Origin of the sequence: Streptomyces sp. NPDC006207 (assembly GCF_040613835.1) — a bacterium.
Taxonomy (GTDB): Bacteria; Actinomycetota; Actinomycetes; order Streptomycetales; family Streptomycetaceae; genus Actinacidiphila.
On record NZ_JBEXSX010000020.1, the window covers coordinates 111,908 to 138,534 of the forward strand.

Here is a 26,627-nt window from a genome sequence, read left to right on the forward strand (position 1 = left end):
CGACACCGGGAGGTTGACGAGGTGGCCGTATTCCTGCTCGGGGTGGGGGCCGCTTGCTGTCTGGGGCTGGGCTTCGTGCTCCAGCAGCTGGCCGCCCAGCGTGCCCCGCTGTCCGACTTCCTCTCCTTCAGGCTGCTGCTGGACCTCATGCGCATGCCGCAGTGGCTGCTCGGCGTCTTCCTGATGATCTGCGGCATGCTGCTCAGCGCCCTCGCGCTCACCAAGGGCGAGGTCTCGCTCGTCGAACCGCTGACCGCGACCAACCTGCTCTTCGCGATGGCGCTCTCCCGCCGCCTCACCGGCCAGAGACTCGGGTGGCACGGCTGGTCGGGCGTGGCGCTGCTGGCGCTCGGCGTGACGGCGTTCATCGTGGCCGGCCGGCCCTCGGGCGGCGGACCGCCCGCAGGGGCGCTGCGGCACTGGCTCGTGGTCGGCGTCGTCGTCGGCCTGGCGCTGCTCCTGGTGGGCTGCGCGCGGCGGCTGCGCCCGTCGCCCGAGGCCACGGTGCTGGCGCTCGCCGCGGGCCTGCTCTACGGCCTCCAGGACGCCCTGACCCGGATCTCCGGCCAGGTGGCCGAGGACGAGGGCGTCGGCGCGCTCCTCATGCACTGGCAGCCGTACGCCGTCGTCGCGATGGGCCTGACGGGGCTGATGCTCGTGCAGAGCGCCTTCGAGACGGCCCCGCTGCGCATGTCGCTGCCCGCGCTGACCGCCGCCCAGCCGCTCGCCGGGATCGCCTGCGGCGTCGGCTTCCTGGGCGACCGCGTGCGCGTCACGCCGGGCGCGCTGGCCTGGGAGGCGGCGGGGCTCGCGGCGATCGCCGTGGGCGTCGTGCTGCTGGGCCGGCACCCGGCGATGCCCTGCGCGCACGGCACGTCCCGGAAGGACGCGGCCGACGTCGGCGGATCCGGCGAGGAACCCGTCAGGATCGTCCACTGACCACGTGACCACGTGACCACCGCGGTCGCCCGGCGCGCTCACCCCGTGAGCAGCCGGGCGACCGTCGCGATCGGCGGCCACGACCACTGACCGGCGCGTGCCACCAGGAAGTGCCGGCGCGTGCCGACCAGCGGGTCCAGCGGACGGGTCACCACGTCGTCGCGCTGCCGCTCCACCCCCGACTCGGCGAGCAGCGCCACACCGAGCCCCGCCCCGGTCAGCAGGTTCACCAGGTGCAGGCTGTCGACCCGGTGGACGATCCGCGGGGTGAAGCCGGCCATCGCGCACACCCGCTGCACCAGCTCGTCGTCGTCACTGCCGCGGGAGTTGGTGATCCACCCGGCCCCGGACAGCCGGCTCAGCCCGGACAGCGGCACCGGCCCGCCCGGCCCCGGGTCGCCGGTGTGCCCGGACGGCAGCAGGAGCACCATCGGCTGGGTGGCGAACTGCCGGGCGCTGAGGCCGTCCGGCACCGGCCGCGGCACCAGGCTGTAGTCGTAGACGATGCCGAGGTCGACGTCCCCCGACAGCAGCAGCGCGAGGGTCTGCTCCGGCTCGTGCTCGTACAGCTGCACCTCGACGCGCGGGTGCTCCGCGCGGAGCCGGCCGAGCGCGGGCACGACCGTGGGCTCCACGGCGCTGACGAAGCTCGCCAGCCGTACCCGGCCGGCCGGGCCGGACGCCCCGCGCAGCTCGGCCCGGGCCTCCTCGACCGCCGCGAGGATCCCCACGGCGTGCCCGACCAGGCGCTCGCCCGCCGGGGTGAGCCGTACCCGGCGGCCGACCGGGGTGAGCAGCCTGGTGCCGACCTCCTGCTCCAGGACGGCGAGGTGCTTGGAGACGGCGGAGGTGCCGTAGCCGGTGCGCTCGGCGACGGCGGCCATCGTGCCCAGGCGGCTCAGCTCGACCAGCAGGCGCAGCCGGCCGAGGTCGGGGAGCTGGTCGGGCGCATCGATCATCCACCGATCGTAAACAATGCGTCCGCCAATGACGCGTGGACAGAAACAACGGGCGGCGTGTCCAATGGGGGCCGTGTCCGAGCCGCATACCTTTACGACCCGCCGCATACCTGGCGCCGTGCTGATCCTGGCCGCGATGACGGTGCTGCACACCGGAAGCGCCCTGACGACGGAACTCTTCGACGAGATCGGCCCGGCCGGCACGACGTGGCTGCGCGTCGGTTTCGCCGCGGTGCTGCTGCTCGCCTTCACCGGCCGGTCGCTGTGGCCCGCGCTGCGCGCCGCCCCGCGCCGGGACCTGGCGGCCGTCGTCCTGCTCGGCGCGGTCAGCGGCGGCATGATGCTGCTCTTCTCGGAAGCCGCCGACCGCATCCCCCTGGGCACCGCGACCGCGCTGGAGTTCCTCGGACCGCTCGCCGTCGCGGTCGCCTCCTTGCGGCAGCGCCGTGAACTCGCCTGGCTGCTGCTCGCGGCGGCGGGCGTCCTGTGCCTCACCTCCCCGTGGCAGAGCGGCGCCGACCTGGCGGGCGTCCTGTTCGGGGTCGCCTCCGGCGCGTGCTGGGCGCTGTACGTGATCAGCACCCAGCACGTCGGCAGCCGCTTCTCCGCGCAGCACGGCCTCGCCGTCTCGCTGGGCGTCGCCACGGTGTTCACCGCGCCGTTCGGCGCCCCGGGCGTGGTGGTGGGCGCCACGTGGTCGGTGCTCGCGGCGGTGGCGGGCATCGCCGTCCTGATGCCGCTGGTGCCCTTCCTGCTCGAGATGAAGGCCCTGCAGCGGATCGGCAAGACCGCCTACGGCACCCTCGCGGGCATGGAACCCGCGGTCAGCCTCCTCGCCGCGATGGTGCTGGTCTCCCAGGTCCCGACCGCCCTCCAGGCGGCGGGTACGGCCCTGGTCGTGGTCGCCGGCATCGGCGCCGCCCGCGGCGAGAAGCGCGCGGCGGGCCGCTCCGGCCGCGAGGTCACCCGCAGCGAACCCCCCACCCCCGCCCCGGCCGCCCCGGCCCCCACCCCCTGACGGCGACGGGCGGCCGGACGAGGTGGGGGTCGTGGGAACCGCACCGCAAGCGGGGCGCGGAGGACGTCCCCTCAGTCCTTGCCGAAGTGCTGCAGCGGGAAGCCGCCGTTGCTCAGGACGCGGTGGGTCAGGGCGCCCGCGAGGGAGGTGAGGCGGTCGACGGCGGCTGCGCCGAGGTGTTCGTAGGGGGCGCGGTCGAGGCGGTCGGTCACGCCCTCGATCTCGCGGCGCAGTTCGACGCCGCGGTCGGTGAGGTCGCCCGCCGCGTCGAGGAGACCGCGCTCCCGGAGCCGGTCCTGGGCCGCGGCCCAGTCCTGCGCGGACCAGCCGCGGCTGCGCTGCACGAAGCGCGGGGTGAAGCTCTTGCCGGTGGCGGTGTGGGTCACGAGGGCCTCCAGACCGTCGAGGCCCGCGGCGGCGAGGGCCGCGAGGTGACCGTCTCCGCGGTGCTCGCGCAGCAGGGTGGCGGCGTGCCAGAGCGCGAGGTGGGGCCGGTCCGGCACCGGCAGGTCCGCGTTGGCGGCGTAGAGGGGCCTGGCCCCGCGCGTGCAGGCCTCGGCGGCGCGCAGCGCCAGGTGCGCGGCGTCGGCGAGGTCGGCGGAGGCGATGACCTCCGGTCCCAGCAGCCGCGTCAGTACGGCGTCGGCCACCCGCAGCCGGGTCCCGACGATCGCGTCCGGGCTCGCGATGTCCCAGGCACGCGGTATGACCGGGGCGACGATCGCGTGGTTGAAGTTGTAGAACGTGGCGGTGACCGTCCCCGCCGCGACGGCGCCCAGCGGGGCCGCCCGCCCGGCGAAGTAGGCCATGGCGCCTCGCTCCAGGCCGAGCGCCGAGAGTTCGTCGTCGTACTCGGACGAGAAGTACACGACCGAGTGCAGGGGGTTGAGGGCGTTGTGGCAGCGCCGGCCCGCGCGCGGTTCCAGCGCGGGGGCGGGGACGGTGGCGGTCATGGGCAGCAGGTTACCGACCGGTCGGCATGTCGCCGAGACCGGGACCGCCGAAACACGGATTCCGTCGCCCAAACGGCCATCGCCACCGATTCCGTGGAAAGCGTGGCGCGGAGTTGCTCATATGACTAGTCTCGGCGTCCTGTAGCCGCGAACCCTTCGGAGGCCGCCCGTGCCAGCCGCCGACCGTGCGCTTCCCGTGACCGGGCGCACCCGGCACCGCCGCCTCCGGGAGCAGGGCAGTGTCTCCCGCGACGACCTGGACGCCGTGCTGGGCGCGGGGTTCGTGTGCCACCTCGCCGTCGTCGTCGACGGCACGCCGCTGGCGGTGCCCACCGCCTACGGGTACGACGCCGCCACCGGCACCCTCTACCTGCACGGCTCCGTGGCGAGCCGCAGCCTGCGCCCGGCCCCGGGCGCGCCGGTGTGCGTCACGGTGACGCACGTGGACGGCCTGGTCCTGGCCCGGTCCGTCTTCGAGCACGGCGTCAACTACCGCAGCGCGATGGTCCTCGGTACGCCCCGCACCGTGACCGGCCCCGAGGAGAAGCTGCACGGCCTGCGGGTGCTCACCGAGCAGTGCGCCCCGGGGCAGTGGGACCACGCCCGCCGGCCGGACCGCCGGGAGCTCGCCGCGACGACGCTGCTGGCGCTGGCCACCGACGAGGCCTCGGTGAAGCTCCGCACCGGCCCGCCCGAGGACGGCGACGGGCCGGACGCCGCGCTGCCCGTGTGGGCGGGCGTCCTGCCGCTCACCACCGCGTGGGGCACGCCCGTCCCCGACCCGGCGCTGCGCGACGGCGTGCCGCTGCCGCCGCACCTGGCGGCCCTGACGGGGCTGACTACCGGTCCACCGTCCACGTGAAGCGGGGCTCGCGGCCGTCCAGGAACGCGGCCACGCCCTCCGCCGTGTCGTCGCTGCCCTCCGCCTGGCGGGCCCAGTGCCCGACCCGCGCGGGGTCGGGTCCGGGCGCGGTGAACTCCTTGGCCGCCGCCTGCGTCAGCAGCGACCGCGAGGCCAGCACCCCGGCGAACTCCTCGACCCGCTTGTCCAGCTCGTCCTCCGCCAGCACCTCGTCCACCAGCCCGGTCCGCAGCGCCCGCTCGTGACCGATCAGCTCCGCGGAGAACAGCAGGTGCTTCGCCGTCGAGGGCCCGACCAGCCCCGTCAGCCGCCGCGTGGAGGACGCGGGGTAGACGATGCCCAGCCGCGCCGGGGTGACCCCGAAGCGCGAGCCCTCCGCGGCGAACCGCAGGTCGCAGGCGGCCGCGAGCTGGCATCCGCCGCCCACGCAGAAGCCGCGGATCACGGCCAGCGTCGGCTTGGGGAACCCCGCGAGCGCCTCCTCCGCCTCCACGGCCGCGGTCTGCGCCGTGCCGGAACCGCTCGCCGGATCGCGCAGGTCGGAAATGTCCGCTCCGGCGCAGAAGGTGCCGCCGGCGCCGGTGAGCACCAGGACGCGCACGGCCGGGTCCGCGGCGAGGCCGTCGAGCAGGCCGGGCAGCTCCCGCCACATCGCCACGGTCATCGCGTTGCGCTTGGCCGGATTGCTGATCGTCACGGTGGCCGTGGCGCCCGCCGTGTCCACCCTCAGGCCGGGCCCGGACGGCTCGGACATGCCCGCATCCCTCATCTCGTCGTCGACCCGGCTGCCCGGAGATCGCGGCGGCCGCCGGACGGGGATCCTATCCCGGTCCGTGCCACGGCAAATCGGGTATATGAGCAGTAGCTCCCGACTGGCTCCCGACGCGCGCGAGGAGGCGACGGCCATGACCCCGTTCAAGGGACGCAAGAAGCATCCCGAGCCCCCTGAGGCCGGGATCAAGCGCAGCTTCGGCTGGGTCGCCGCCCTCGGGGCGGTCCTCGTCGTGGGCGGCCTGGTCGGGCTGTTCTACGTGGGCTTCGCCACCATCACCTCGATGCTGCTCTTCGGCTGGCTGCTGCTGGTCGGCGGCGTCGTCGGCCTGGTCCAGGCGGTGCAGAACCGCAACACCAACTTCTTCTGGCTCGCCCTGGTCGTCGCGGCCCTCTACATCGCCGCCGGGGTCGTCGTGATCCGCAACCCCGAGCAGACGGCGGCCGCCCTCACCATGTTCGCGGCCCTGCTCTTCCTGACCGGCGGGATCTTCCGCCTCTTCGGCGGGCTCGTGGTGCGCGGGCCGCACATGGTGTGGACGCTCATCCAGGGCGCGATCGGCATCCTGCTGGCGGTCCTGGTCCTGGCGAACTGGCCGGAGAGCAGCCTCTACGTCATCGGCGCCTTCTTCTCCCTGGCGCTGCTCTTCGACGGGCTGGGGCTGCTCGGCGCCGGCCTCGGGGGCCGCCGGATCGTCGGAATGGTCGCCGATGCCCGGGACGCCCCGCTGACGCGTCAGTGAACCGGAAGTACCAGATCAGTAGGGGCTCACGGGCCCGACACGTCCGATCGCCTTGAGTCGGAGGTGGTCGAAAGGTGCGGATTTACGGTCAGCGGCTCGGGGTGGACCCGTCGGCTGCCGACACTCGATCCGTGAGGCGGACCTCGCCGCCGCCGTGGGCGGCCCGCGGGGGCCGCGGGGTGCATCGCGAATGCAAGGGTGAAGACCGCCATGGACGTACGCGGGAGCGTCCCGCCCTCCGAACCGGTGCCCCCGATGGCGCCGGATGTCCCGCGCCCTTACGAGGGCGTGTGGCGCTTCACCGCCCCCGCGCTGGACTCCTCGGTGCCGCAGGCCCGGCACGCGGTACGGGACCTGGTCGTCCGCCAGGGCGTGCCGGTCAGCGAGGAACTGCTGCACGGCCTGCTGCTGATCGTCTCCGAGCTGGTCACCAACGCGGTGCGGCACGCCGCACTGCTGTCTCCCGAGATCGCCGTGGAACTCGCCGTCGGAGTGGACTGGGTACGGGTGGCCGTCGAGGACAACCACCCGTACCGGCCCAAGGCGCTGCAGGTCGACGACGCCGACACCGGCGGGCGCGGCCTGCTGCTGGTCAAGACGGTCACCGCCGAGGCGGGCGGGATGTGCGACGTCCAGCAGACGACGACCGGCGGCAAGGTCATCTGGGCCGCGCTCCCGCTGCCGCCCGGCCTGGTGCACTGACCGCACCGAGCGCACCGAGCGCACGACCGCACCGACCGCACCGACCGCGGCCGGCCGCACCGAGCGCACCGGCCGCAGCGGCCGGGGCTACCAGCCCGCGTCCCCCGTAAGCTCGCGCACCGCCGGCAGCGCGGCATCGAGCACGGTCGGGAACCAGGTCGAGAACGGCCCGGCGGCGCGGAGCGCGGCGAGCTCGGCGGGCGACACGAACGCGGTCTCGTCGATCTCCTCCGGATCCGGCTCCAGGGGTGCGGTCACCAGGCCGACGAAGAGGTGGTTGTACTCCTGCTCGACCAGCCCCGACGCCGGGTCCGGGTGGTTGTAGCGGACCGTGCCGGCCTCCCGCATCAGGGCGGGCGCCACACCGAGCTCCTCGCCGGTGCGGCGCGCGGCGGCGACGAAGGGCGGTTCGCCCGGGTAGGGATGGCCGCAACAGGTGTTCGACCACACGCCGGGGGAGTGGTACTTCCCCGCCGCCCGGCGCTGCAGCAGCAGCCTTCCCTCGCCGTCGAAGAGGAAGACCGAGAACGCACGGTGGAGCCGCCCCGGCGGCAGGTGGGCCGACAGCTTCTCCGCGGTCCCGATCGTCACCCCGGTCTCGTCGACCAGCTCGAGGAGGATCGGCGCCGGGGCACCGTTGGAGGAGGGGTCCGCGGCGGGTGTGCGGGGCCGGTCGGCGGCGGGGCTCGTGGGCATGGCCATCCTTTGCTTCGACGACAAGACCTCAGTTTGCCTCACGCGGGGACACGCCACGTGGTTGCAGCGCGCTCAGGCTTCGTGACACTGCGTCGCACGGCGCGGCGTGCCGTCAGTGGCACAACCGCGCCTCGTGCTCCGCGTGTCCGACCGGCTCCAGCTGGAAGGTGCAGTGCTCCACGTCGAAGTGGGTGCCGAGGCAGCCCTGCAGGTCGTGCAGCATCTTCTCGTGGCCGACCGCGTCCAGGACGTCCCGGCTCACCACGACGTGCGCGGAGAGCACCGGCATCCCCGAGGTGATCGTCCACACGTGCAGGTCGTGCAGCCCGGCCACGCCGGGCAGCGCGAGGATGTGCGCCCGCACGTCGGCCATGTCCACGTCCTTGGGCGCGGCCTCCAGCAGGACGTCGATCGCCTCGCGCAGCAGCTTCCACGTCCGCGGGACGATCATCAGCCCGATCAGGATCGAGGCGACCGGGTCCGCCTGCTGCCAGCCGGTGGCCAGGATCACCAGCGCCGCCACGACGACGGCCAGCGAGCCCAGCGCGTCCGCCATGACCTCCAGGAACGCACCCCGGACGTTCAGGCTCTCGCGCTGCCCGCGCATCAGCAGCAGCAGGGACACCGAGTTCGCCACCAGGCCGATCGCACCGAAGACGACGGTGAGCCCGCCCTCCACCTCGGTGGGCGTGATGAGCCGGCGGACCGCCTCGTAGAAGATGAAGGCGCCCACGCCGAACAGCAGCACCGCGTTGGCCACCGCCGACAGGATCTCGGCGCGCGCCAGCCCGAAGGTGCGGCGCTCGCTCGGCGGGCGGTTGGCGAAGTGGATGGCCACCAGCGCCATCGCGAGGCCCGCCGCGTCGGTCGCCATGTGCCCGGCGTCGGCCAGCAGGGCGAGCGACCCGGTGAGCGCGCTGCCCGTGACCTCGGCCACCAGGATCAGCAGCGTGATGCCGAGCGCCATGCGCAGCCGCCCGCGGTACGCGGCGGCCGCGGTGCCCGTCGGTACGGATCCCGGCCCGTGCGAGTGGCCGTGGCCGTGCGCGTGCCCTGCGCCCATCGCCCGACGCTCCCGTCCGCCGCCTCCACGCGACGGCGTGCCCGCGCGCGGAGACCGGCGTGCCCAGTGAACAACGGTCACCTTCCGTGGGCAACTCGCCGACGGTGGCCGCTGTCAGGTGCTGTCAGCCGCGGTGACCTGCGGCGATGGGGAGCGTGACGGCCGCGGGGGGAGCGCCCGTGGTCAGGCGCGGCGCGCCTGCGGGTGGTTCAGGCACCAGCCCTCCCACGCGGACTCCACCATCTCGCGGATGCCGCGGCTCGCCGTCCAGCCCAGTTCCCGGCGGATCAGCGCGGACGAGGCGACCACGCTCGCCGGGTCGCCCGCGCGCCGCGGCAGGATCACCGGCGTGACGTCCTTGCGGCCGGTGACCTCGAGGACGATGTCGATCAGCTCCCGGACGGAGACGCCCTCGCCGCGTCCGATGTTCACCGTCAGGTCCGTGCCGCCGTCGCGCTCGCCGACCCAGTGGGCGGCCGCGAGATGGGCGTCGGCGAGGTCCTCGACGTGGATGTAGTCGCGCACGCACGTGCCGTCGGGGGTGGGGTAGTCGTCGCCGAAGATCTGCGGGGCCTCGCCGCGGGTCAGCTTGTCGAAGACCATCGGGACGATGTTGAACACCCCGGTGTCGGCCAGCCGGGGCTCGGCCGCCCCCGCGACGTTGAAGTAACGCAGGCAGGCGGTGGAGATCCCGTGCGCCCGCCCGGCCGCGCGGACCAGCCACTCGCCGGCCAGCTTGGTCTCGCCGTAGGGGCTCAGTGGCAGGCACGGCGTGGACTCGGTCACCAGCGGCACGTCGGGCAGGCCGTACACGGCGGCGGAGGAGGAGAAGACGAAACGGCCGATCCCCGCGTCCGCCACCGCCTCCAGCAGCGTCCCGAGGCCGCCGAGGTTCTCCCGGTAGTAGCGCATCGGCTGTTCGACCGATTCGCCGACCTGCTTCCTGGCGGCCAGGTGCACGACGCCCGTGACGCCGTGCTCGGCGATCGCGCGGTCCAGCACGGCGCGGTCCAGGACGGAGCCGGTCACCACGGGGACGTCCGCGGGCACACGGGCCGGCACACCGGCCGAGCCGTCGTCGAGCACGACCACGCGCTCGCCCGCGCCGCTCATCGCCCGCACCACGTGAGATCCGATGAAGCCGGCCCCGCCGGTGATCAACCAAGTCATGGCGCCACCCTAGTGGTTCGGCGCGGGAGCGGGTCCGCCGCCGTCGGCTCGCGGAACACCGGGTCGAGGAACGCGGACGGACGGACGCCGGGCCGGCACCGGGACCCGGCGACGTCCCGGTCCCACCACGCACCCCCGGGCCGTTCGAACGGCCACCCGGCACCCCTCCCGGAGCGGCCACTCACCTGCACCCACAGTGACCCCTGTTCCACGGGGCGTACCGGGCGGTTGTCGACGCCCGTGCGATCGACCATGATGATCACGCCCAGCGGCCCACCGCAGGGGAAACGGCCGGTGAACGGAGCCTTCCGGGAATCCGATAGCCTCTGCCGACACGGCCCCGCGGCACGTCGCACCCTGTGGCGGCGGCGTCCCCGGCAGGCGCCGAGTACTCACGCACGTCCAGGGAGATGAGTCCTTCTGTCGACCGCCATCCTCACCGGTACGCCGGTCGCGATGTCGCCGATCGAGGGCGACCTGCGGACCCTCGGGTTCGAGGTCGTCACCGCGGAGGACGCCGCCTCGCTCGCGGCGAGCCTCCGCGCCGCCCCGGCGGCCGACCGCGTCGCCGTGGTCGACCCGTGCTTCGTCGGGCACCTGCACGCGCTGCGCCTGGGGCTGGTCGATCCGCGTTTCGACGTCTCCGCCGTGCCGGGCGCCGTGTCGGTGCGGCCCGCCGCCCGCCCCGCCCTCGTGCGAGCCCTCGCGGAGACCGGGGATGAGGGCGCGGACGAGGGGGAGGCCCTCGCCGACCGGCTCGCCGGGCGCATGGAGAAGGACGGCGTCCGCGTGCACCGTCCTGAGCTCGGCGTCCTGATCGCGACCGTACCGGCCGACGCCGCGGGGCGCGTGAGCGCCGAGGCGGCCGTCGCGGCCGTGGACGACGAGGCGGTGCGGCTGCGCAGCGCCGTCAAGTCCCGTGACGGCTTCTTCACCACGTTCTTCATCAGTCCCTACTCCTGCCACATCGCGCGCTGGTGCGCCCGCCGCGGACTCACCCCGAACCAGGTGACCACCGCCTCGCTGCTGGTGGCCCTGGTCGCGGCCGGCTGCGCGGCCACCGGCACCCGGCCGGGCTTCGTCGCCGCGGGCGTGCTGCTGCTGACGTCCTTCGTCCTGGACTGCGCCGACGGCCAGCTGGCCCGTTACTCGCTGCAGTACTCCACGCTCGGCGCCTGGCTGGACGCGACCTTCGACCGCGTCAAGGAGTACGCCTACTACGCGGGCCTCGCGGTCGGCGCGGCCCGCGGCGGTGACGACGTCTGGGCGCTGGCGCTCGGCGCCATACTGCTGCAGACCTGCCGCCACCTCGTGGACTTCGCCTTCTCCGAGTCCGCCCAGGACGGCGCGACCGGCGCCGGCGCGGCGGCGCTGTCCCGGAAGCTCGACCGCGTCGGGTGGACGGTGTGGCTGCGGCGCATGATCGTGCTGCCCATCGGCGAACGCTGGGCGCTGATCGCGGTGCTCACCGCGGCGACCACGCCGCGCATCACCTTCACCGTGCTCCTCGTCGCCTCCGGACTGGCCGCCTGCTACACGACGGCGGGCCGCGTGCTGCGCTCGGTGCGCGGGGCGACGCACTGCGGCGACGCCGCGGCCCGGGCACTGGCCGACCTCGCCGACACCGGCCCGCTCGGTGAGGGCCTCGCGCGTCTCTTCCGGGGCCACGGCATCCCGGCGGCCGCCCTGCTGGGCGCGGCAGTGATGATCGCCACGTCGCTGCTCGCGCCGGCCGGCAGTCCGTGGCCCCTGGCCGCCGCCGGCTGCTACGCCGTGACGTCGGCCCTCGCCGTCTCCCGGCCGCTCAAGGGAGCCCTCGACTGGATCGTGCCGCCGGTCTTCCGCGCGGCCGAATACGGAACCATCCTGGTGCTCGCGGCGGTCTCCGATGTGAACGGAGCATTGCCCGCGGCTTTCGGGCTGGTGGCCGCGGTCGCCTACCATCACTACGACACGGTCTACCGCATCCGCGGCGGGAGCGGTGCGCCCCCGCGGGGCCTGGTCCGCGCGACGGGCGGTCACGAAGGCCGGGCACTGCTGGTCACGGCGGCGGCCGCGGCCCTGGCGCACAACACGATTTTCACGGTCGCGCTGACGGCTCTCGCCGTCGCGCTGGCGGTGGTGGTGCTCACCGAGAGCATCGGCTTCTGGGTGTCATCACATGCACCCGCTGTACACGACGAAACTGGAGGACCTGCATGATCGGCCTCGTGCTGGCGGCCGGCGCCGGACGGCGACTGCGCCCCTACACCGACACCCTGCCGAAGGCCCTGGTGCCCGTGGACCCGGCGGGTGAGGGGACCACGACCGTGCTGGACCTCACGCTGGGCAACTTCGCCGAGGTCGGCCTGACCGAGGCCGCCATCGTCGTGGGATACCGCAAGGAGGCCGTCTACGAGCGGCAGGCCGAGCTGGAGGCCAAGTACGGCCTGAAGCTCCACCTCGTCGAGAACGACAAGGCCGAGGAGTGGAACAACGCCTACTCCCTGTGGTGCGCCCGTGACGTCATCAAGGAAGGCGTCATCCTCGCCAACGGAGACACCGTGCACCCGGTCTCCGTCGAGAAGACCCTGCTCGCCGCCCGCGGCAACGGGCAGCGCATCGTCCTCGCCCTCGACACGGTGAAGCAGCTCGCCGACGAGGAGATGAAGGTCATCACGGCCGAGGGCAAGGGCGTCCAGCGGATCACCAAGCTGATGGACCCGGCGTCCGCCACCGGTGAGTACATCGGCGTCACCCTCATCGAGGGCGAGGCCGCCGCCGACCTCGCCGACGCGCTGAAGGCCACCTACGAGCGCGACCCGCAGCTGTACTACGAGGACGGCTACCAGGAGCTGGTCAACCGCGGCTTCCAGGTCGACGTCGCCCCCATCGGCGAGGTCTCCTGGGTCGAGATCGACAACCACGACGACCTGAACCGTGCCCGGGAGATCGCGTGCCGGTACTGACGAGGCTCATCCCCTCGCCGGTCGTCGTCGACATCCGTGCCGGAGCCCTGGACGACCTGGCGACCGTACTCGCCGACCAGCGCATCTCCAGTTCCGGCAGGCTGGCCATCGCGATAAGCAGCGGTTCGGGGGCCCTCCTGCGGGCGCGGCTCGCCCCGGCGCTGCCGGGCGCGGACTGGTACGAGGTCGCGGGCGGTTCCATCGACAGCGCGGTGAAGCTCGCCGACGCCATGCGCGGCAACCGCTACGACGCGGTGGTCGGGCTCGGCGGCGGCAAGATCATCGACGCCGCCAAGTACGCCGCAGCGCGCGTCGGCCTGCCGCTGGTGGCGGTGGCGACCAACCTCTCGCACGACGGCATCTGCTCGCCGGTGTCCACCCTGGACAACGACAACGGCCGCGGCTCCTACGGCGTGCCGACCCCGATCGGGCTCGTCATCGACCTGGACGTGATCCGCGAGGCCCCGGTCCGCTACGTGCGCTCCGGCATCGGCGACGCCCTGTCCAACATCTCGGCGATCGCGGACTGGGAGCTGTCCCACCGCGAGACCGGTGAGCCGATCGACGGGCTGGCCGCCGCCATGGCGCGCACCGCCGGCGAGTCGGTGCTGCGGCACCCCGGCGGCACGGGTGAGGACGAATTCCTGACCGTGCTGTCCGAGGCGCTGGTGCTCACCGGCATCGCGATGTCGATCAGCGGCGACAGCCGCCCCGCCTCCGGGGCGTGCCACGAGATCAGCCACGCGATCGACCTGCTGTACCCCAAGCGGGCCGCCGCCCACGGCGAGCAGGTCGGCATCGGCGCCGCCTTCGCGATGTTCCTGCGCGGCGCCGAGGAGGAGGCCGGCCTCTTCGCGGAGGTGCTGCACCGCCACGGGCTGCCCACGACGCCGGGTGAAATCGGCTTCACCGAGGCCGAGTTCGTCACGGCCGTCGAATACGCTCCGCAGACCCGCCCCGGGCGTTACACGATCCTGGAGCACCTGGAGCTCTCCACCGACCAGATCAGGGACGCATACGCCGACTATGCCAAAACCATCGGTAGCTGAGCTGCGGCCGGTCGTTCACCCCTCGGGGCTGAAGGACCGGCGCAGCGGTGAGCACTGGGCCGGGCGCATCTACATGCGGGAGATCTCGCTGCGCTGGACCCGGCACCTCGTCAACAGCCGGGTGACCCCCAACCAGCTCACGTACCTCATGATCGTCGCGGGCATCGCGGCCGGCGCGGCGCTGCTCGTGCCCGGCCTGCCCGGCGCCGTCGCCGGCGCGCTGCTGATCCAGCTGTACCTGCTGCTGGACTGCGTCGACGGCGAGGTCGCGCGCTGGCGCAAGCAGACCTCGATCACCGGCGTCTACCTCGACCGGGTGGGGCACTACCTGTCCGAGGCGGCGCTGCTGGTCGGCTTCGGGCTGCGCGCGGCCGACCTCTTCCACCGCGACGGCGCCACCACCCAGTGGGGCTGGGCGTTCCTGGGGACGCTGGCCGCGCTCGGCGCGATCCTGATCAAGGCCGAGACGGACCTGGTGGACGTGGCCCGCTCCCGCAGCGGTCTGTCCGCCGTCCAGGACGAGGCCTCCGTGCCCCGGTCCTCCGGACTGGCGCTGGCCCGCAAGGCCGCGGCCGCGCTGAAGTTCCACCGGCTGGTGGGCGGTGTCGAGGCCTCGCTGCTGATCCTCGCCGCCGGTGTCGCGGACTTCGTCCACGGCGACCTGCTCTTCACCCGCATCGCCGTCTGCCTCCTGGCCGCCATCGCCGTGCTGCAGACGCTGCTGCACCTGGTGTCGATCCTCGCGTCGAGCAGGCTGAGGTGAGCGCCGTGGGGACGTCGGCCGGAACGATCCGCCTCGGCGCGGTGATCATCACCATGGGCAACCGCCCCGAGGAACTGCGCGACCTGCTGGACTCGGTCGCCAAGCAGCGCGGCCCGGCGATCGAGGTCGCCGTGGTCGGCAACGGTTCACCGCTGCCCGAGCTGCCCGCCGGGGTGCGGGCCGTCGAGCTGCCCGAGAACCTGGGCATCCCCGGCGGCCGCAACGTCGGCATCGAGGCCTTCGGCCCCGGTGGCGGCGAGGTGGACGTCCTGCTCTTCCTGGACGACGACGGACTGCTGCCGAACGAGGACACCGCGGAGCTGGTCCGCGAGGCCTTCGCCGCGGACCCGCGGCTCGGCATCGTCAGCTTCCGGATCGCCGACCCGGAGTCCGGGACCACCCAGCGCCGCCACGTCCCCCGGCTGCGGGCATCCGACCCCCTGCGCTCCTCGCGCGTGACCACCTTCCTCGGCGGCGCCAACGCGGTGCGCACGGAGGTCTTCCGGCAGGTCGGCGGCCTGCCCGACGAGTTCTTCTATGCCCACGAGGAGACCGACCTCGCCTGGCGGGCCCTCGACGCGGGCTGGATGATCGACTACCGCGCGGACATGGTGCTGTTCCACCCGCTGACCGCTCCGAGCCGGCACGCGGTCTACCACCGGATGGTGGCCCGCAACCGCGTGTGGCTGGCCCGCCGCAACCTGCCCTGGGTCCTGGTCCCCGTCTACCTCGGCGTGTGGATGCTGCTGACCCTGCTGCGCAGACCCTCGGGCCCCGCGCTGAGGGCGTGGTTCGGCGGTTTCAAGGAGGGCTGGACGACCCCGAGCGGCCCGCGCCGGCCCATGCGGTGGCGGACCGTGTGGCGCCTCGCCCGACTGGGCCGGCCCCCCATCATCTGACAAGCTCGGAAATGAGTGACCCCGCGCGACGGGCCCGGCCCGTGGCGCGCCAAGAGGACGAAAGTGTCAACTGTGAGCGAGACAACGCACGGCGGTGCGGTCGCCGTGGGCCCGGTGCCCCCGGCGGGCGGCGGCCTCACGCCGTCCCAGCTGGCGGCCAAGTACGGCCTGTCGGTCAGTGGTGCCAGGCCGGGTCTCGCCGAGTACGTACGGCAGCTGTGGAGCCGCCGTCACTTCATCTCGGCGTTCGCCCGGGCCCGCGTGTCGGCCCAGTACACCCAGGCCCGGCTGGGCCAGCTGTGGCAGGTGCTGACGCCGCTGCTCAACGCGGCCGTCTACTACTTCATCTTCGGCCTGCTGCTGGGCACCGACCGCGGTGTCGACAACTTCATCGCCTTCCTGGTCACCGGTGTCTTCATCTTCACCTTCACCCAGTCCTCGGTGCTGGCGGGGGTGCGCGCCGTCTCGGGCAACCTCGGGCTGATCCGCGCGCTGCACTTCCCGCGGGCGAGCCTGCCGATCGCCTTCACCCTGGTCCAGCTGCAGCAGCTGCTGATGTCGATGTTCGTGCTGCTGGCCATCGTGCTGATGACCGGCGAGGTGCCCGGGCCGTCGTGGGTCCTCGTCGCGCCCGCGCTCGTCCTGCAGTGCGTCTTCAACGCGGGCCTGGCGCTGGTGATGGCGCGGCTCGGCAGCAAGATGACCGACCTCGCGCAGCTGATGCCGTTCATCCTGCGGACCTGGATGTACGCCTCCGGTGTCATGTACAGCATCAGCCACTTCGCGGCGGCCGCGCCGACCGCGGTCAAGATCGCCCTGGACGTCAACCCGGCGGCCGTCTACATCGACCTCATGCGCTTCGCGCTGATCGACAGCTTCACCGCCGAGCAGCTGCCCCCGCACGTGTGGGCGCTGGCGCTCGGCTGGGCCCTGGTCATGGGCATCGGGGGCTTCGTCTACTTCTGGAAGGCCGAGGAGAGGTACGGCCGTGGCTGAGCACAACGAGACCGCCGAGGGCGGCGAGCGCGTCCCCACCGTGATCGTGGACGACCTGCACATCGTGTACCGGGTGCACGGCGCCGGCAGCAGCAAGGGCAGTGCCGTCGGCGCCCTGTCCCGTCTGGTCACCCGCAGGGGCGATCCGAACGTCCGCAAGGTGCACGCCGTGCGCGGCGTCAGCTTCACCGCCTACCGGGGCGAGGCGATCGGGCTGATCGGCTCCAACGGCTCGGGCAAGTCCACCATGCTGCGCGCCATCGCCGGCCTGCTGCCCGCGGAGAGCGGCAAGGTGTACACCGAGGGCCAGCCCTCGCTGCTCGGCGTGAACGCCGCCCTGATGAACGACCTGACCGGCGAGCGCAACGTGATCCTCGGCGGTCTCGCGATGGGGATGTCGCAGGACGAGGTGCGGGAGCGCTACGAGTCGATCGTGGAGTTCTCCGGCATCAACGAGAAGGGCGACTTCATCTCCCTCCCGATGCGCACCTACTCCTCCGGCATGGCGGCCCGGCTGCGCTTCTCGATCGCCGCGGCCAAGAGCCACGACGTCCTGATGATCGACGAGGCGCTCGCCACCGGTGACCGATCGTTCCAGAAGCGCTCCGAGGCGCGGATCCGCGAGCTGCGCAAGGAGGCCGGCACGGTCTTCCTGGTCAGCCACAACAACAAGTCGATCCGCGACACCTGCGACCGCGTGCTGTGGCTGGAGAAGGGCGAGCTGCGCATGGACGGCCCCACCGACATCGTGCTGAAGGCGTACGAGGAGTTCACCTCGAAGTGACCCCGCAGGCCGGCCCGCGCCCCCGACAGGAGGCGCGGGCCGGCGCACGTCCCGGGCGGTCCGCCGAACTCTCCCGCTCCCGCGTGGTGTTCGCCCGCGCTCGGCCACGGCCGCGACGGCGGCCGTCCACCCGGCGCCGATCCCTTCGTCCGGGACGCCGGCGGGTCCGCGTACGGATACGCCAAGTGAGTGGGCGCGCGCCCGGCGCATCCGCGGCGCGCGGACCACGGGGCGAATGAGGCCGATGATTTTCCCGGGATTTTGCGAGACACCGGGGACAGGAACCCACGGTTCGTGCGTTGCTGCTTTCGGATCGACATCGGTCCGCCCCCCGGCGCACGCCGGAGCGGGTCCGCGCCGTAAGCTGTAGCGGTACTCAATCGCCGGATCTCGGGCGATACGTCCGGAGAGTCGGTTCGAGTGCCGGGACAGCCAGGAGCAGGAATTATAGGAGCGGCGTGTCCGAAATTGGGTGTAATGGGCTATCGGTGTAGAACGGGGGATGTGACGGCAATGGCTCTGTGGACCCCTGGGGAGAAAACACCCACCGCCCGCACACCGGGACGTCCACGGTGACCGGTCTCAAGCCCGAGGCACGGGCTGGCACGGCGCCGGATCCTCATTCACGTGCCGTCCTCGACAAGGCGGCCCGCGAGAACTTCCCCGTCGCACCCTTCTTCGTCCCCCGTTCCTGGCGCGCCGACCTGATGGCCGTCTACGGCTTCGCCCGGCTCGTCGACGACATCGGCGACGGGGACCTGGCCGACGGCGGCCGCACGGACGCGGTACGGCTGGGGCTGCCCGCGGAGGCGGCCGAGGACCGCCTCGCCATGCTCGACGCCTTCGAGGCGGACCTGCGCCGGGTCTTCGACGCAGGCCCCGACGACGTCCGCCACCCGCTGCTGCGCGCCCTGCAGCCCACCGTCCGGCGCCACGGCCTCACGCCCGCGCCCTTCCTCGGCCTCGTCGAGGCCAACCGCCAGGACCAGGTCGTCCGCTGCTACGCCACCTACGAGGACCTCCTCGCCTACTGCGAGCTGTCGGCGAACCCGGTCGGCCGGCTCGTGCTCGGCATCACCGGCACCGCCACACCCGAGCGGATCCGCCGCTCGGACGCGATCTGCACCGCACTGCAGATCATCGAGCACCTCCAGGACGTGGCCGAGGACCTCGGCCGCGACCGCATCTACCTGCCCGCCGAGGACATGAAGCGCTTCGGCGTCACCGAAACCGATCTCACCGCCGCGAACGCAGGCGCACCGGTGCGCGCACTGGTCGCGTACGAAGCCGAACGCGCCCGAGACCTCCTGAATGAAGGCACCCCCTTGGTGGGTAGCGTCCACGGCAGGCTCAGGCTGTTGCTCGCCGGGTTCGCCGGAGGAGGCCGCGCCGCCCTGCGGGCGATCGCGGACGCGGGGTACGACGTGCTGCCGGGTCCGCCCAAGGCGGGCACGTTCAGCCTGCTGCGCGAGGTGGGGTCGACATTGCGAAGAGAGGGGTGAGCCGGACCGTGAACGGCTCCGATCGCATGTCCGGCCCGGTACTCGCGGCCTACCGCTACTGCGAGGTCGTCACCGGCCACGAGGCCCGGAACTTCGCCTACGGCATCCGGCTGCTGCCCACCCCCAAGCGACAGGCCATGTCCGCCCTGTACGCCTTCTCCCGGCGGGTGGACGACATCGGCGACGGCGACCTCGACCTCCCCGAGAAGCAGCAGCGGCTGGACGGGACCCGGGCCCTGCTCACCCGGGTCCGGGAGGGCGCCGTCACCGAGGACGACACCGACCCGGTGGCCGTCGCGCTCGCCGACGCCGCCCGCCGCTTCCCGCTCCCGCTCGGCGGGCTCGACGAGCTGATCGACGGCGTGCAGATGGACCTGCGCGGCGACACCTACGAGACCTGGGACGACCTCGCCTCCTACTGCCGGTGCGTCGCCGGCGCCATCGGCCGGCTCTCGCTCGGCGTCTTCGGCACCGTGCCCGGCGCGCCCGGCCGGGAGCGCGCCGCGGAGTACGCGGACACCCTGGGGCTCGCCCTGCAACTCACCAACATCCTGCGGGACCTGCGCGAGGACGCCTCCAACGGGCGCACCTACCTGCCCGCCGAGGACCTCGCGAAGTTCGGCTGTTCCGGCGGGTTCCTCACCGACACCCCGCCGCCGGGGTCCGACTTCGCGGGCCTGGTCGAGTTCGAGGTCAAGCGGGCCCGCGCCCTGTTCGCCGAGGGGTACCGGCTGCTGCCCATGCTGGACCGCCGCAGCGGCGCCTGCGTCTCCGCCATGGCCGGCATCTACCGCCGTCTCCTGGAGCGCATCGCCGCCGACCCCGAGGCCGTCCTCCGCGGCCGGGTCTCGCTGCCCGGTCACCAGAAGGCGTACGTCGCGGCGCGCGGCCTCGCCGGTCTCGACGCCCGACGTGCCGCCAGGAGGCGCGTGTGACGCCCGCTCCACCGGCCGCGGGCGCCTTCCCCCGCACCGGCAAAAGCACCGCAACCGGCACGGGAGCGGCAGCCTCGCGGAAAACCGCCGTTTTCCGCCGCCGTGAGGCAACCGCCGTCGTGCCGGAGGCGTCACTGTCGGCAATGGTGCGCCGCGCCGCGCGCGGCGGCACCCGGGGGAGGACGCATGGCTGAGCGCACGGCCGTCGTGATCGGCGGCGGGCTCGCGGGCACGACGGCGGCGCTGGCACTGGCCGACGCCGGGCTCCGCGTCACCCTGCTCGAGGCCCGGCCCCGGCTCGGCGGGCTCGCCTTCTCCTTCCGGCGCGGCGACCTGACCGTCGACAACGGCCAGCACGTCTTCCTGCGGTGCTGCGTCGCCTACCTGCGGTTCCTGGAACGCATCGACGCTGCCGACCTCGTCACCCTCCAGGACCGGCTCGACGTGCCGGTGCTCGACGTGGCCACCTCCCGGCCCCGGCTCGGCCGGCTGCGCCGCGCGGGGCTGCCCGTACCGCTGCACCTGGCCGCCAGCCTGGCCACCTACCCGCACCTGTCCCTGGGCGAGCGGGCGTCCGTCGGGCGGGCCGCGCTCGCGCTGCGCTCGCTCGACCCCACCGACCCGGCGCTGGACGCCGTCGACTTCGGCAGCTGGCTGCGCGAGCACGGCCAGTCGGCCCGCACCGTCGAGGCGCTGTGGGACCTGGTCGGCGTCGCGACGCTCAACGCCACGGCCGACGAGGCGTCACTTGGCCTGGCCGCCATGGTCTTCAAGACCGGGCTGCTCTCCGCGCCGGGCGCGGCGGACATCGGCTGGGCCGCCCGCCCGCTCGGCGAGCTGCACGACGACCGCGCCCGCACCGCCCTGGACAAGGCGGGCGTGCGCACCCTGCTGCGCACCCGCGCCACCTCGCTCACCCGCACGGACGCGCCCGAGCCGGTACGGTCCGCCGACGGCGGCCCCGGGGAGGGCGGACCGGTCTGGGAGGTCGAGGCCGAGACCGGTCCCGGGCGCGCCGAGCGCTTCACGGCCGACGCCGTCGTGCTGGCCGTGCCCCAGCAGGAAGCCCACGGGCTGCTGCCCGCCGGCGCCCTGGCGGACCAGGACGCGCTGCTGCGCATCGGCACCGCGCCGATCCTCAACGTGCACGTCGTGTACGACCGCAAGGTCCTGCGGCAGCCCTTCCTCGCCGCCCTCGGCAGCCCCGTGCAGTGGGTCTTCGACCGTACGGAGCACTCCGGCCTGACCGGCGAAGGCCAGTACGTCGCCCTGTCCCAGTCGGCGGCCCAGGAGGAGATCGACCTCCCCGTGGCCGAGCTGCGGGCGCGCTACCTGCCGGAGCTGGAGCGGTTGCTCCCGGCCGCGCGTGAGGCCGCCGTCCTGGACTTCTTCGTCACCAGGGAACGGACCGCGACCTTCGCGCCCGCCCCCGGTGTCGGCGCCCTCCGCCCGGGTCCCCGTACCCGCGCGCAGGGCGTCTGGCTCGCCGGTGCGTGGACCGCCACCGGCTGGCCCGCGACGATGGAAAGCGCGGTCCGCAGCGGTTTGCAAGCCTCCCGCGCAGCTTTGACCGCACTCCGCCATCCCTTCGACCCACGTACCTTCGCAATCGAAGGCCTGGAGCCGGTATGAGCATGACCAGTGCAATCAGAGGAGAGAATGTGACCGCTGGCAACGAGCAGATGACCGCGGGCGTCGACAGAGAGACCGTGACCGTGCTGCTGGAGCGCGGCCGCGAGCTGTCCACGCCGGTGCTGCGCGCCGCCGTGGACCGCCTCGCACCCCCGATGGACACCGTCGCCGCCTACCACTTCGGATGGATCGACGCCGCGGGCAACCCGTCCCACGGCGACAGCGGCAAGGCCGTGCGCCCCGCACTCGCACTGCTGTCCGCGGAGGCGGCGGGCGCCGCCCCCGAGGTGGGCGTCCCCGGCGCGGTCGCCGTGGAGCTGGTGCACAACTTCTCCCTGCTGCACGACGACCTGATGGACGGTGACGAGCAGCGCCGCCACCGCGACACGGTCTGGAAGGTGCACGGCCCCGCCCAGGCCATCCTGGTCGGCGACGCGCTCTTCGCCCTCGCCAACGAGATCCTGCTGGAGCAGGGCACCGTCGAGGCGGGCCGGGCCACCCGCCGGATCACCACCGCGACCCGCAAGCTGATCGACGGTCAGGCCCAGGACATCTCCTTCGAGCACCGCGAGCGGGTCACCGTCGAGGAGTGCCTGGAGATGGAGGGCAACAAGACCGGCGCCCTGCTGGCCTGCGCCTGCTCCATCGGCGCGGTGCTGGGCGGCGCCTCGGAGGCCGACGCGGACGCCCTGGAGGAGTACGGCTACCACCTCGGCCTGGCCTTCCAGGCCGTCGACGACCTGCTGGGCATCTGGGGCGACCCGGCCGCCACCGGCAAGCAGACCTGGAGCGACCTGCGCCAGCGCAAGAAGTCCCTGCCGGTGGTCGCGGCGCTGGCCGCGGGCGGCTCGGCCTCGCAGCGCCTGGCCGAACTCCTGGCCGCGGATGCGAAGGCCGCGGATTCATCGGACCGTAATGACATCGAGTCCTTCGACGAGGAAGAGTTCGCGACGAGGGCGGCGTTGATCGAGGAGGCCGGTGGCCGGGAGTGGACCTCCCGGGAAGCCCGCCGGCAGTACGCCACCGCGATCGCCGCACTCGACAAAATGGACATGCCGGGAGAAGTTCGCCGTAAGCTCGTGGGCCTGGCGGATTTCGTGGTGGTTCGCGAGAAGTAGGGAAACAACTGGAGCGCAGTACGTCGCCGGCCGGGCGCGCGTGACGGCCGACGGCAGCCCCAACACCGCAGACGGAACGACTGTGCAAAGGGGAAGCCATGACAGCGACGACCGACGGCGGTCCCGGGGGCGAGGCGGCCCGCGGGACACCCTCGGCCAGAACGAAGACCGCGGGCGCGATTCCGGAACCGGCGTCAGTTCCCTGGCCCGGCGGCAGCACCGGAACGACCGAGGAGCTCGCGGCCGAGGCCGCGCGCCGGGCCACCGGCCACCTGCTGGCGCGTCAGCATCCTGACGGCTGGTGGAAGGGCGACCTCGAGACCAACGTGACGATGGACGCCGAGGACCTGCTGCTCCGTCAGTTCCTCGGCATCCAGGACGAACGGGTCGTCGGGGCCGCCGCCCGCTGGATCAGGTCCCAGCAGCGCGACGACGGCGCCTGGGCCACCTTCCACGGGGGGCCGCGCGACCTCTCGGCCACCGTCGAGGCCTACGTCGCGCTGCGGCTCGCCGGTGACGCCCCCGAGGAGCCGTGGATGGCCGCCGCCTCGGCCTTCGTCCGCGAGCAGGGCGGCATCGCGCGGTCACGGGTCTTCACCCGGATCTGGCTCGCGCTGTTCGGCTGGTGGCGCTGGGACGACCTCCCGGAGCTGCCGCCCGAGCTCATCTACCTGCCCAAGTGGGTCCCGCTCAACATCTACTCCTTCGCCAGCTGGGCCCGGCAGACCATCGTGCCGCTGACGATCGTCGGCGCCCACCGGCCCGTACGGCCCGCCCCGTTCACCCTCGACGAGCTGCACACCGACCCCGCGCGGCCCAATCCGCCGGTCCCGCGGGCACCGCTGTCCAGCTGGGACGGGTTCTTCCAGCGGGTCGACCGGGCCCTGCACGCCTACCGCAAGGTCACCGTCCGTCCGCTGCGCCGTGCCGCGATGCGCTCGGCGGCGCGCTGGATCATCGAACGCCAGGAGAACGACGGCTGCTTCGGCGGCATCCAGCCGCCCGCCGTGTACTCCGTCATCGCGCTCCACCTGCTCGGCTACGACCTCGACCACCCCGTGCTGCGCGCCGGACTCAAGGCGCTGGACGACTTCGCGGTCTGGCCGGACAAGGACACGCGGATGATCGAGGCGTGCCAGTCCCCGGTCTGGGACACCTGCCTGGCGACCATCGCGCTGGCCGACGCCGGCGTCCCCGCCGATGACCCGGCGCTGGTCAAGGCGGCGGACTGGATGCTGGGGGAGCAGATCACCAAGCGCGGCGACTGGGCCGTGCAGCGGCCCGGCCTGCCCTCCGGTGGCTGGGCGTTCGAGTTCCAGAACGACACCTACCCCGACATCGACGACACCGCCGAGGTGGTCCTCGCCCTGATCAGGGTCGACCACCCGGACCCGGAGCGGGTGAAGGCCTCGGTCGACCGCGGGGTGCGCTGGAACGTCGGGATGCAGTCGAAGAACGGCGCCTGGGGCGCCTTCGACGCCGACAACACCAGCGCCTTCCCCAACCGGCTGCCCTTCTGCGACTTCGGTGAGGTCATCGACCCGCCGTCGGCCGACGTCACGGCCCACGTGGTCGAGATGCTGGCCGCCCTCGGCCTGGAGCACGACCCGCACACCCGGCGCGGGATCGACTGGCTGCTCGCCGAACAGGAGCGCAGCGGCGCATGGTTCGGCCGCTGGGGCGTCAACTACATCTACGGCACCGGATCGGTGGTCCCGGCCCTCGTCGCGGCCGGCCTCCCGGCGGGCCACCCCGCGATCCGGCGGGCGGTGGGCTGGCTGGAGTCCGTCCAGAACGAGGACGGGGGCTGGGGCGAGGACCTGCGCTCCTACTCCTCCGACGAGTGGGTCGGCCGCGGCGAGTCCACCGCCTCGCAGACGGCCTGGGCCCTGCTGGCCCTGCTGTCGGCCGGCGAACGCGAGGGCGAGGCCGTACGGCGCGGGGTGCGCTGGCTGGCGCGGACCCAGAAGGAGGACGGGTCCTGGGACGAGCCGTACTTCACCGGCACCGGCTTCCCCCGGGACTTCTCCATCAACTACCACCTCTACCGGATGGTCTTCCCGCTCACCGCCCTCGGGCGCTACGTGCACGGCGAGCCGCTCGGCGGGCTACGGAAGGGGGCCTGATGGGGCCGGCCGGCCCACCTCTGCTCATCGTCTGCGCGCTACGGGTGGAACGGTTCGCCCTGCGCGGCGGCGACCGCAGCCACGCCGCGGGCCCGATCGCCTTCGTGCGCACGGGCATGGGGCCCCAGGCCGCGGAACGCGCCGTCGCCGCCGCGCTGCGCGACCCCGCCCTGGACGGGGCGGCGGTCCTCACCACCGGCTTCTGCGCCGGGCTGGCCCCCGGGATGCGGCCGGGCGACGTGGTCGTCGCCGACGAGCCGCGTGACGGGGAATCACTCGCCGCCGCCCTCAAGGCGGCGGGACACACCGTGCACGTCGGCCGGCTCGCCGAGTCGGACCACGTCGTACGGGGCCCGGAGCGGGCGGCGCTCCGGGCCACCGGTGCCGTCGCCGTCGACATGGAGTCGGCGGCGATGATGCGGGCCGCGCTCGCCCGGGGTCCACGCCCGGTCGCCGCGGCCCGCGTGGTCGTCGACACGCCCGAGTTCGAGCTCGTGCGGGTCGGCACGCTCCGCACGGGGATCACCGCTTTCCGCGTGCTGAGGGACCTGCTTCCTGCCTTTCTCGATTGGCACCGCTCTACCACGCTCCCCTGGAGGTGAGCTAGATGGCCATGCCACTCCGACAGTCCATCAGGGTCGGCACCTACCTCTTCGAACAGAAAATGCTCCGCAGGCGCGAGAAGTTCCCGCTCATCGTCGAGCTCGAGCCACTCTTCGCTTGCAACCTGAAATGCGAGGGCTGCGGAAAGATCCAGCACCCGGCGGGTGTGCTGAAGCAGCGCATGCCGGTGGCGCAGGCCGTCGGCGCCGTCATCGAATCGGGCGCGCCGATGGTGTCGATCGCCGGCGGCGAACCGCTGATGCACCCTCAGATCGACGAGATCGTGCGGCAACTGGTGGCGAAGCGGAAGTACGTCTTCCTCTGCACCAACGCCATGCTGCTGCGCAAGAAGATGGACAAGTTCACCCCCTCGCCCTACTTCGCCTTCGCCGTGCACATCGACGGACTGCGTGAGCGGCACGACGAGTCGGTGGCCAAGGAAGGCGTCTTCGACGAGGCGGTGGAGGCGATCAAGGAGGCCAAGCGGCGCGGATTCCGGGTCACCACCAATTCGACCTTCTTCAACACCGACACCCCGCAGACCATCATCGAGGTGCTCAACTTCCTCAATGACGACCTGCAGGTCGACGAGATGATGATCTCGCCGGCCTACGCCTACGAGAAGGCTCCCGACCAGGAGCACTTCCTGGGCGTGGAACAGACCCGGGAACTGTTCAAGAAGGCCTTCTCGGGCGGCAACCGGAAGAAGTGGCGGCTCAACCACAGCCCCCTCTTCCTGGACTTCCTCGAAGGCAAGGTCGACTTCCCCTGCACCGCCTGGGCGATCCCCAACTACTCCCTGTTCGGCTGGCAGCGCCCCTGCTACCTGATGAGCGACGGTTACGTGACCACGTACAAGGAGCTCGTCGAGGACACCGACTGGAGCAAGTACGGCCGCGGCAAGGACCCGCGCTGCGCCAACTGCATGGCGCACTGCGGCTACGAGCCGACCGCCGTCCTGGCCACGATGACCTCCCTCAAGGAGTCCATCAGGGCCACCCGGGAGACCATCGCCGGCAACCGCGGGAAGTGACGTCGCGATGACAGCTGTCGAGCCCGTCCAGCTCGGCCTGCCCTCCGTCCCGGCCCGGCCGCTCGCGGAGCGCCGCCGTTCGCGGCGCATCCAGGTCGGGTCGGTGGCGGTGGGCGGCGACGCCCCGGTCTCCGTCCAGTCCATGACGACCACGCTCACCGCCGACGTCAACGCGACCCTGCAGCAGATCGCCGAACTGACCGCGGCGGGCTGCCAGATCGTCCGGGTCGCCTGCCCCTCGCAGGACGACGCGGACGCGCTGCCGCAGATCGCGAGGAAGTCGCAGATCCCGGTGATCGCGGACATCCACTTCCAGCCGAAGTACGTGTTCGCGGCGATCGACGCGGGCTGTGCGGCGGTGCG

At 73.0% G+C, this 26,627-nt stretch carries 26 protein-coding genes; 20 read left to right on the forward strand and 6 right to left on the reverse strand.

Translation table 11 applies throughout. The features are described 5' to 3' along the window. The first annotated feature begins 21 nt into the window (after positions 1 to 21). Complete coding sequence (locus ABZ312_RS18390; protein ID WP_500438190.1) at positions 22 to 939, forward strand: DMT family transporter; 918 nt, start codon at positions 22 to 24, stop codon at positions 937 to 939. A 38-nt stretch (positions 940 to 977) separates the two neighbouring features. Here the strand turns inward: ABZ312_RS18390 and ABZ312_RS18395 are convergent, their stop codons facing one another. Beyond that, entirely contained in the window at positions 978 to 1,898 is a 921-nt protein-coding gene (locus tag ABZ312_RS18395; protein ID WP_500323841.1) for a LysR family transcriptional regulator, read from the reverse strand. Between the two features lie 73 nt (positions 1,899 to 1,971). Between ABZ312_RS18395 and ABZ312_RS18400 the strand changes: the two genes are divergently transcribed. Further along, a complete protein-coding gene (locus ABZ312_RS18400) occupies positions 1,972 to 2,916 on the forward strand; it encodes an EamA family transporter (protein WP_500438192.1) in 945 nt (314 codons plus the stop codon). Between the two features lie 71 nt (positions 2,917 to 2,987). Here the strand turns inward: ABZ312_RS18400 and ABZ312_RS18405 are convergent, their stop codons facing one another. Beyond that, the gene (locus ABZ312_RS18405) at positions 2,988 to 3,869 is read right to left on the reverse strand and encodes an SCO6745 family protein (protein WP_500358961.1); all 882 of its coding nucleotides are present in this window, start codon (positions 3,867 to 3,869) and stop codon (positions 2,988 to 2,990) included. A gap of 196 nt (positions 3,870 to 4,065) precedes the next feature. Between ABZ312_RS18405 and ABZ312_RS18410 the strand changes: the two genes are divergently transcribed. Further along, a complete protein-coding gene (locus tag ABZ312_RS18410) occupies positions 4,066 to 4,731 on the forward strand; it encodes a pyridoxamine 5'-phosphate oxidase family protein (RefSeq protein WP_500358960.1) in 666 nt (221 codons plus the stop codon). Here the strand turns inward: ABZ312_RS18410 and ABZ312_RS18415 are convergent. Then, positions 4,709 to 5,485, reverse strand: a complete 777-nt coding sequence (locus ABZ312_RS18415) for an enoyl-CoA hydratase/isomerase family protein (RefSeq protein WP_500358959.1) — start codon at positions 5,483 to 5,485, stop codon at positions 4,709 to 4,711. The genes ABZ312_RS18410 and ABZ312_RS18415 overlap by 23 nt on opposite strands. Positions 5,486 to 5,636: 151 nt before the next feature. On the opposite strand from ABZ312_RS18415, the gene ABZ312_RS18420 reads away from it, so the two are divergent. Next, positions 5,637 to 6,245, forward strand: coding sequence for an HdeD family acid-resistance protein (locus ABZ312_RS18420; RefSeq protein ID WP_500323846.1), 609 nt, complete (start codon positions 5,637 to 5,639; stop codon positions 6,243 to 6,245). 210 nt (positions 6,246 to 6,455) lie between these two features. Then, the gene (locus ABZ312_RS18425; RefSeq protein WP_500323847.1) at positions 6,456 to 6,947 is read left to right on the forward strand and encodes an ATP-binding protein; all 492 of its coding nucleotides are present in this window, start codon (positions 6,456 to 6,458) and stop codon (positions 6,945 to 6,947) included. A gap of 87 nt (positions 6,948 to 7,034) precedes the next feature. Here the strand turns inward: ABZ312_RS18425 and idi are convergent, their stop codons facing one another. The 3 genes from idi to galE all read right to left on the reverse strand — a co-directional run bounded on the left by idi (position 7,035) and on the right by galE (position 9,876). Continuing rightward, positions 7,035 to 7,643, reverse strand: coding sequence for an isopentenyl-diphosphate Delta-isomerase (idi, locus tag ABZ312_RS18430; protein WP_500438194.1), 609 nt, complete (start codon positions 7,641 to 7,643; stop codon positions 7,035 to 7,037). Between the two features lie 112 nt (positions 7,644 to 7,755). Further along, positions 7,756 to 8,706 carry a cation diffusion facilitator family transporter gene (locus ABZ312_RS18435; protein ID WP_500323849.1) on the reverse strand — a complete coding sequence of 317 codons (951 nt, stop codon included), beginning with the start codon at positions 8,704 to 8,706 and terminating at the stop codon, positions 7,756 to 7,758. 183 nt (positions 8,707 to 8,889) lie between these two features. Then, positions 8,890 to 9,876, reverse strand: a complete 987-nt coding sequence (gene galE / locus ABZ312_RS18440; RefSeq protein WP_500438196.1) for a UDP-glucose 4-epimerase GalE — start codon at positions 9,874 to 9,876, stop codon at positions 8,890 to 8,892. A gap of 420 nt (positions 9,877 to 10,296) precedes the next feature. Here galE and ABZ312_RS18445 point away from each other — a divergent pair, with 420 nt between their 5' ends. The 15 genes from ABZ312_RS18445 to ABZ312_RS18515 form a co-directional block, all read left to right on the forward strand. Further along, positions 10,297 to 12,078, forward strand: coding sequence for a DUF5941 domain-containing protein (locus ABZ312_RS18445; RefSeq protein ID WP_500438206.1), 1,782 nt, complete (start codon positions 10,297 to 10,299; stop codon positions 12,076 to 12,078). Then, the gene (locus ABZ312_RS18450; protein WP_500323851.1) at positions 12,075 to 12,824 is read left to right on the forward strand and encodes a phosphocholine cytidylyltransferase family protein; all 750 of its coding nucleotides are present in this window, start codon (positions 12,075 to 12,077) and stop codon (positions 12,822 to 12,824) included. The genes ABZ312_RS18445 and ABZ312_RS18450 overlap by 4 nt, the downstream gene beginning before the upstream one ends. Beyond that, positions 12,812 to 13,873 (forward strand): iron-containing alcohol dehydrogenase family protein, encoded by a 1,062-nt coding sequence (locus ABZ312_RS18455; RefSeq protein ID WP_500358958.1) that lies wholly within the window; start codon positions 12,812 to 12,814, stop codon positions 13,871 to 13,873. Before ABZ312_RS18450 ends, ABZ312_RS18455 begins: the two co-directional genes overlap by 13 nt. Beyond that, the gene (locus tag ABZ312_RS18460) at positions 13,851 to 14,636 is read left to right on the forward strand and encodes a CDP-alcohol phosphatidyltransferase family protein (protein WP_500323853.1); all 786 of its coding nucleotides are present in this window, start codon (positions 13,851 to 13,853) and stop codon (positions 14,634 to 14,636) included. The genes ABZ312_RS18455 and ABZ312_RS18460 overlap by 23 nt, the downstream gene beginning before the upstream one ends. A gap of 53 nt (positions 14,637 to 14,689) precedes the next feature. Next, on the forward strand, positions 14,690 to 15,535 hold the full coding sequence (locus ABZ312_RS18465) for a glycosyltransferase family 2 protein (protein ID WP_500323958.1): 846 nt from the start codon (positions 14,690 to 14,692) through the stop codon (positions 15,533 to 15,535). Positions 15,536 to 15,607: 72 nt separating this feature from the next. Continuing rightward, positions 15,608 to 16,531 (forward strand): ABC transporter permease, encoded by a 924-nt coding sequence (locus ABZ312_RS18470; protein WP_500323854.1) that lies wholly within the window; start codon positions 15,608 to 15,610, stop codon positions 16,529 to 16,531. Then, on the forward strand, positions 16,524 to 17,315 hold the full coding sequence (locus ABZ312_RS18475) for an ABC transporter ATP-binding protein (RefSeq protein ID WP_500323855.1): 792 nt from the start codon (positions 16,524 to 16,526) through the stop codon (positions 17,313 to 17,315). The genes ABZ312_RS18470 and ABZ312_RS18475 overlap by 8 nt, the downstream gene beginning before the upstream one ends. A 572-nt stretch (positions 17,316 to 17,887) precedes the next feature. Further along, the gene (gene hpnC / locus ABZ312_RS18480) at positions 17,888 to 18,817 is read left to right on the forward strand and encodes a squalene synthase HpnC (protein ID WP_500438198.1); all 930 of its coding nucleotides are present in this window, start codon (positions 17,888 to 17,890) and stop codon (positions 18,815 to 18,817) included. A gap of 26 nt (positions 18,818 to 18,843) precedes the next feature. Beyond that, the gene (gene hpnD, locus ABZ312_RS18485; protein WP_499515199.1) at positions 18,844 to 19,752 is read left to right on the forward strand and encodes a presqualene diphosphate synthase HpnD; all 909 of its coding nucleotides are present in this window, start codon (positions 18,844 to 18,846) and stop codon (positions 19,750 to 19,752) included. Between the two features lie 186 nt (positions 19,753 to 19,938). After that, positions 19,939 to 21,384, forward strand: coding sequence for a hydroxysqualene dehydroxylase HpnE (hpnE, locus tag ABZ312_RS18490; protein WP_500323857.1), 1,446 nt, complete (start codon positions 19,939 to 19,941; stop codon positions 21,382 to 21,384). Further along, positions 21,381 to 22,502: a polyprenyl synthetase family protein gene (locus ABZ312_RS18495; RefSeq protein ID WP_499515201.1), complete on the forward strand. Its 1,122-nt coding sequence runs from the start codon at positions 21,381 to 21,383 to the stop codon at positions 22,500 to 22,502. The genes hpnE and ABZ312_RS18495 overlap by 4 nt, the downstream gene beginning before the upstream one ends. Positions 22,503 to 22,600: 98 nt before the next feature. After that, positions 22,601 to 24,628, forward strand: coding sequence for a squalene--hopene cyclase (gene shc / locus ABZ312_RS18500; protein ID WP_500358957.1), 2,028 nt, complete (start codon positions 22,601 to 22,603; stop codon positions 24,626 to 24,628). Beyond that, positions 24,628 to 25,230 (forward strand): phosphorylase family protein, encoded by a 603-nt coding sequence (locus ABZ312_RS18505; protein ID WP_500323859.1) that lies wholly within the window; start codon positions 24,628 to 24,630, stop codon positions 25,228 to 25,230. The genes shc and ABZ312_RS18505 overlap by 1 nt, the downstream gene beginning before the upstream one ends. 5 nt (positions 25,231 to 25,235) lie before the next feature. Further along, positions 25,236 to 26,264, forward strand: coding sequence for an adenosyl-hopene transferase HpnH (gene hpnH / locus ABZ312_RS18510; protein WP_500323860.1), 1,029 nt, complete (start codon positions 25,236 to 25,238; stop codon positions 26,262 to 26,264). A 7-nt stretch (positions 26,265 to 26,271) separates the two neighbouring features. Next, on the forward strand, positions 26,272 to 26,627 hold a 356-nt coding region (locus ABZ312_RS18515; RefSeq protein ID WP_500438200.1), incomplete at its 3' end, for a flavodoxin-dependent (E)-4-hydroxy-3-methylbut-2-enyl-diphosphate synthase.

Coding starts and splice junctions, on each gene's coding strand:
- ABZ312_RS18395 (WP_500323841.1), bottom strand. CDS start 1,898: ATGATCGATGCGCCCGACCAGCTCCCCGACCTCGGCCGGCTGCGCCTG.
- ABZ312_RS18405 (WP_500358961.1), bottom strand. CDS start 3,869: ATGACCGCCACCGTCCCCGCCCCCGCGCTGGAACCGCGCGCGGGCCGG.
- ABZ312_RS18415 (WP_500358959.1), bottom strand. CDS start 5,485: ATGTCCGAGCCGTCCGGGCCCGGCCTGAGGGTGGACACGGCGGGCGCC.
- ABZ312_RS18420 (WP_500323846.1), top strand. CDS start 5,637: ATGACCCCGTTCAAGGGACGCAAGAAGCATCCCGAGCCCCCTGAGGCC.
- ABZ312_RS18425 (WP_500323847.1), top strand. CDS start 6,456: ATGGACGTACGCGGGAGCGTCCCGCCCTCCGAACCGGTGCCCCCGATG.
- idi (WP_500438194.1), bottom strand. CDS start 7,643: ATGCCCACGAGCCCCGCCGCCGACCGGCCCCGCACACCCGCCGCGGAC.
- ABZ312_RS18435 (WP_500323849.1), bottom strand. CDS start 8,706: ATGGGCGCAGGGCACGCGCACGGCCACGGCCACTCGCACGGGCCGGGA.
- galE (WP_500438196.1), bottom strand. CDS start 9,876: ATGACTTGGTTGATCACCGGCGGGGCCGGCTTCATCGGATCTCACGTG.
- ABZ312_RS18450 (WP_500323851.1), top strand. CDS start 12,075: ATGATCGGCCTCGTGCTGGCGGCCGGCGCCGGACGGCGACTGCGCCCC.
- ABZ312_RS18460 (WP_500323853.1), top strand. CDS start 13,851: ATGCCAAAACCATCGGTAGCTGAGCTGCGGCCGGTCGTTCACCCCTCG.
- ABZ312_RS18465 (WP_500323958.1), top strand. CDS start 14,690: ATGGGCAACCGCCCCGAGGAACTGCGCGACCTGCTGGACTCGGTCGCC.
- hpnD (WP_499515199.1), top strand. CDS start 18,844: ATGTCCGGCCCGGTACTCGCGGCCTACCGCTACTGCGAGGTCGTCACC.
- hpnE (WP_500323857.1), top strand. CDS start 19,939: ATGGCTGAGCGCACGGCCGTCGTGATCGGCGGCGGGCTCGCGGGCACG.
- ABZ312_RS18495 (WP_499515201.1), top strand. CDS start 21,381: ATGAGCATGACCAGTGCAATCAGAGGAGAGAATGTGACCGCTGGCAAC.
- shc (WP_500358957.1), top strand. CDS start 22,601: ATGACAGCGACGACCGACGGCGGTCCCGGGGGCGAGGCGGCCCGCGGG.
- ABZ312_RS18505 (WP_500323859.1), top strand. CDS start 24,628: ATGGGGCCGGCCGGCCCACCTCTGCTCATCGTCTGCGCGCTACGGGTG.
- hpnH (WP_500323860.1), top strand. CDS start 25,236: ATGGCCATGCCACTCCGACAGTCCATCAGGGTCGGCACCTACCTCTTC.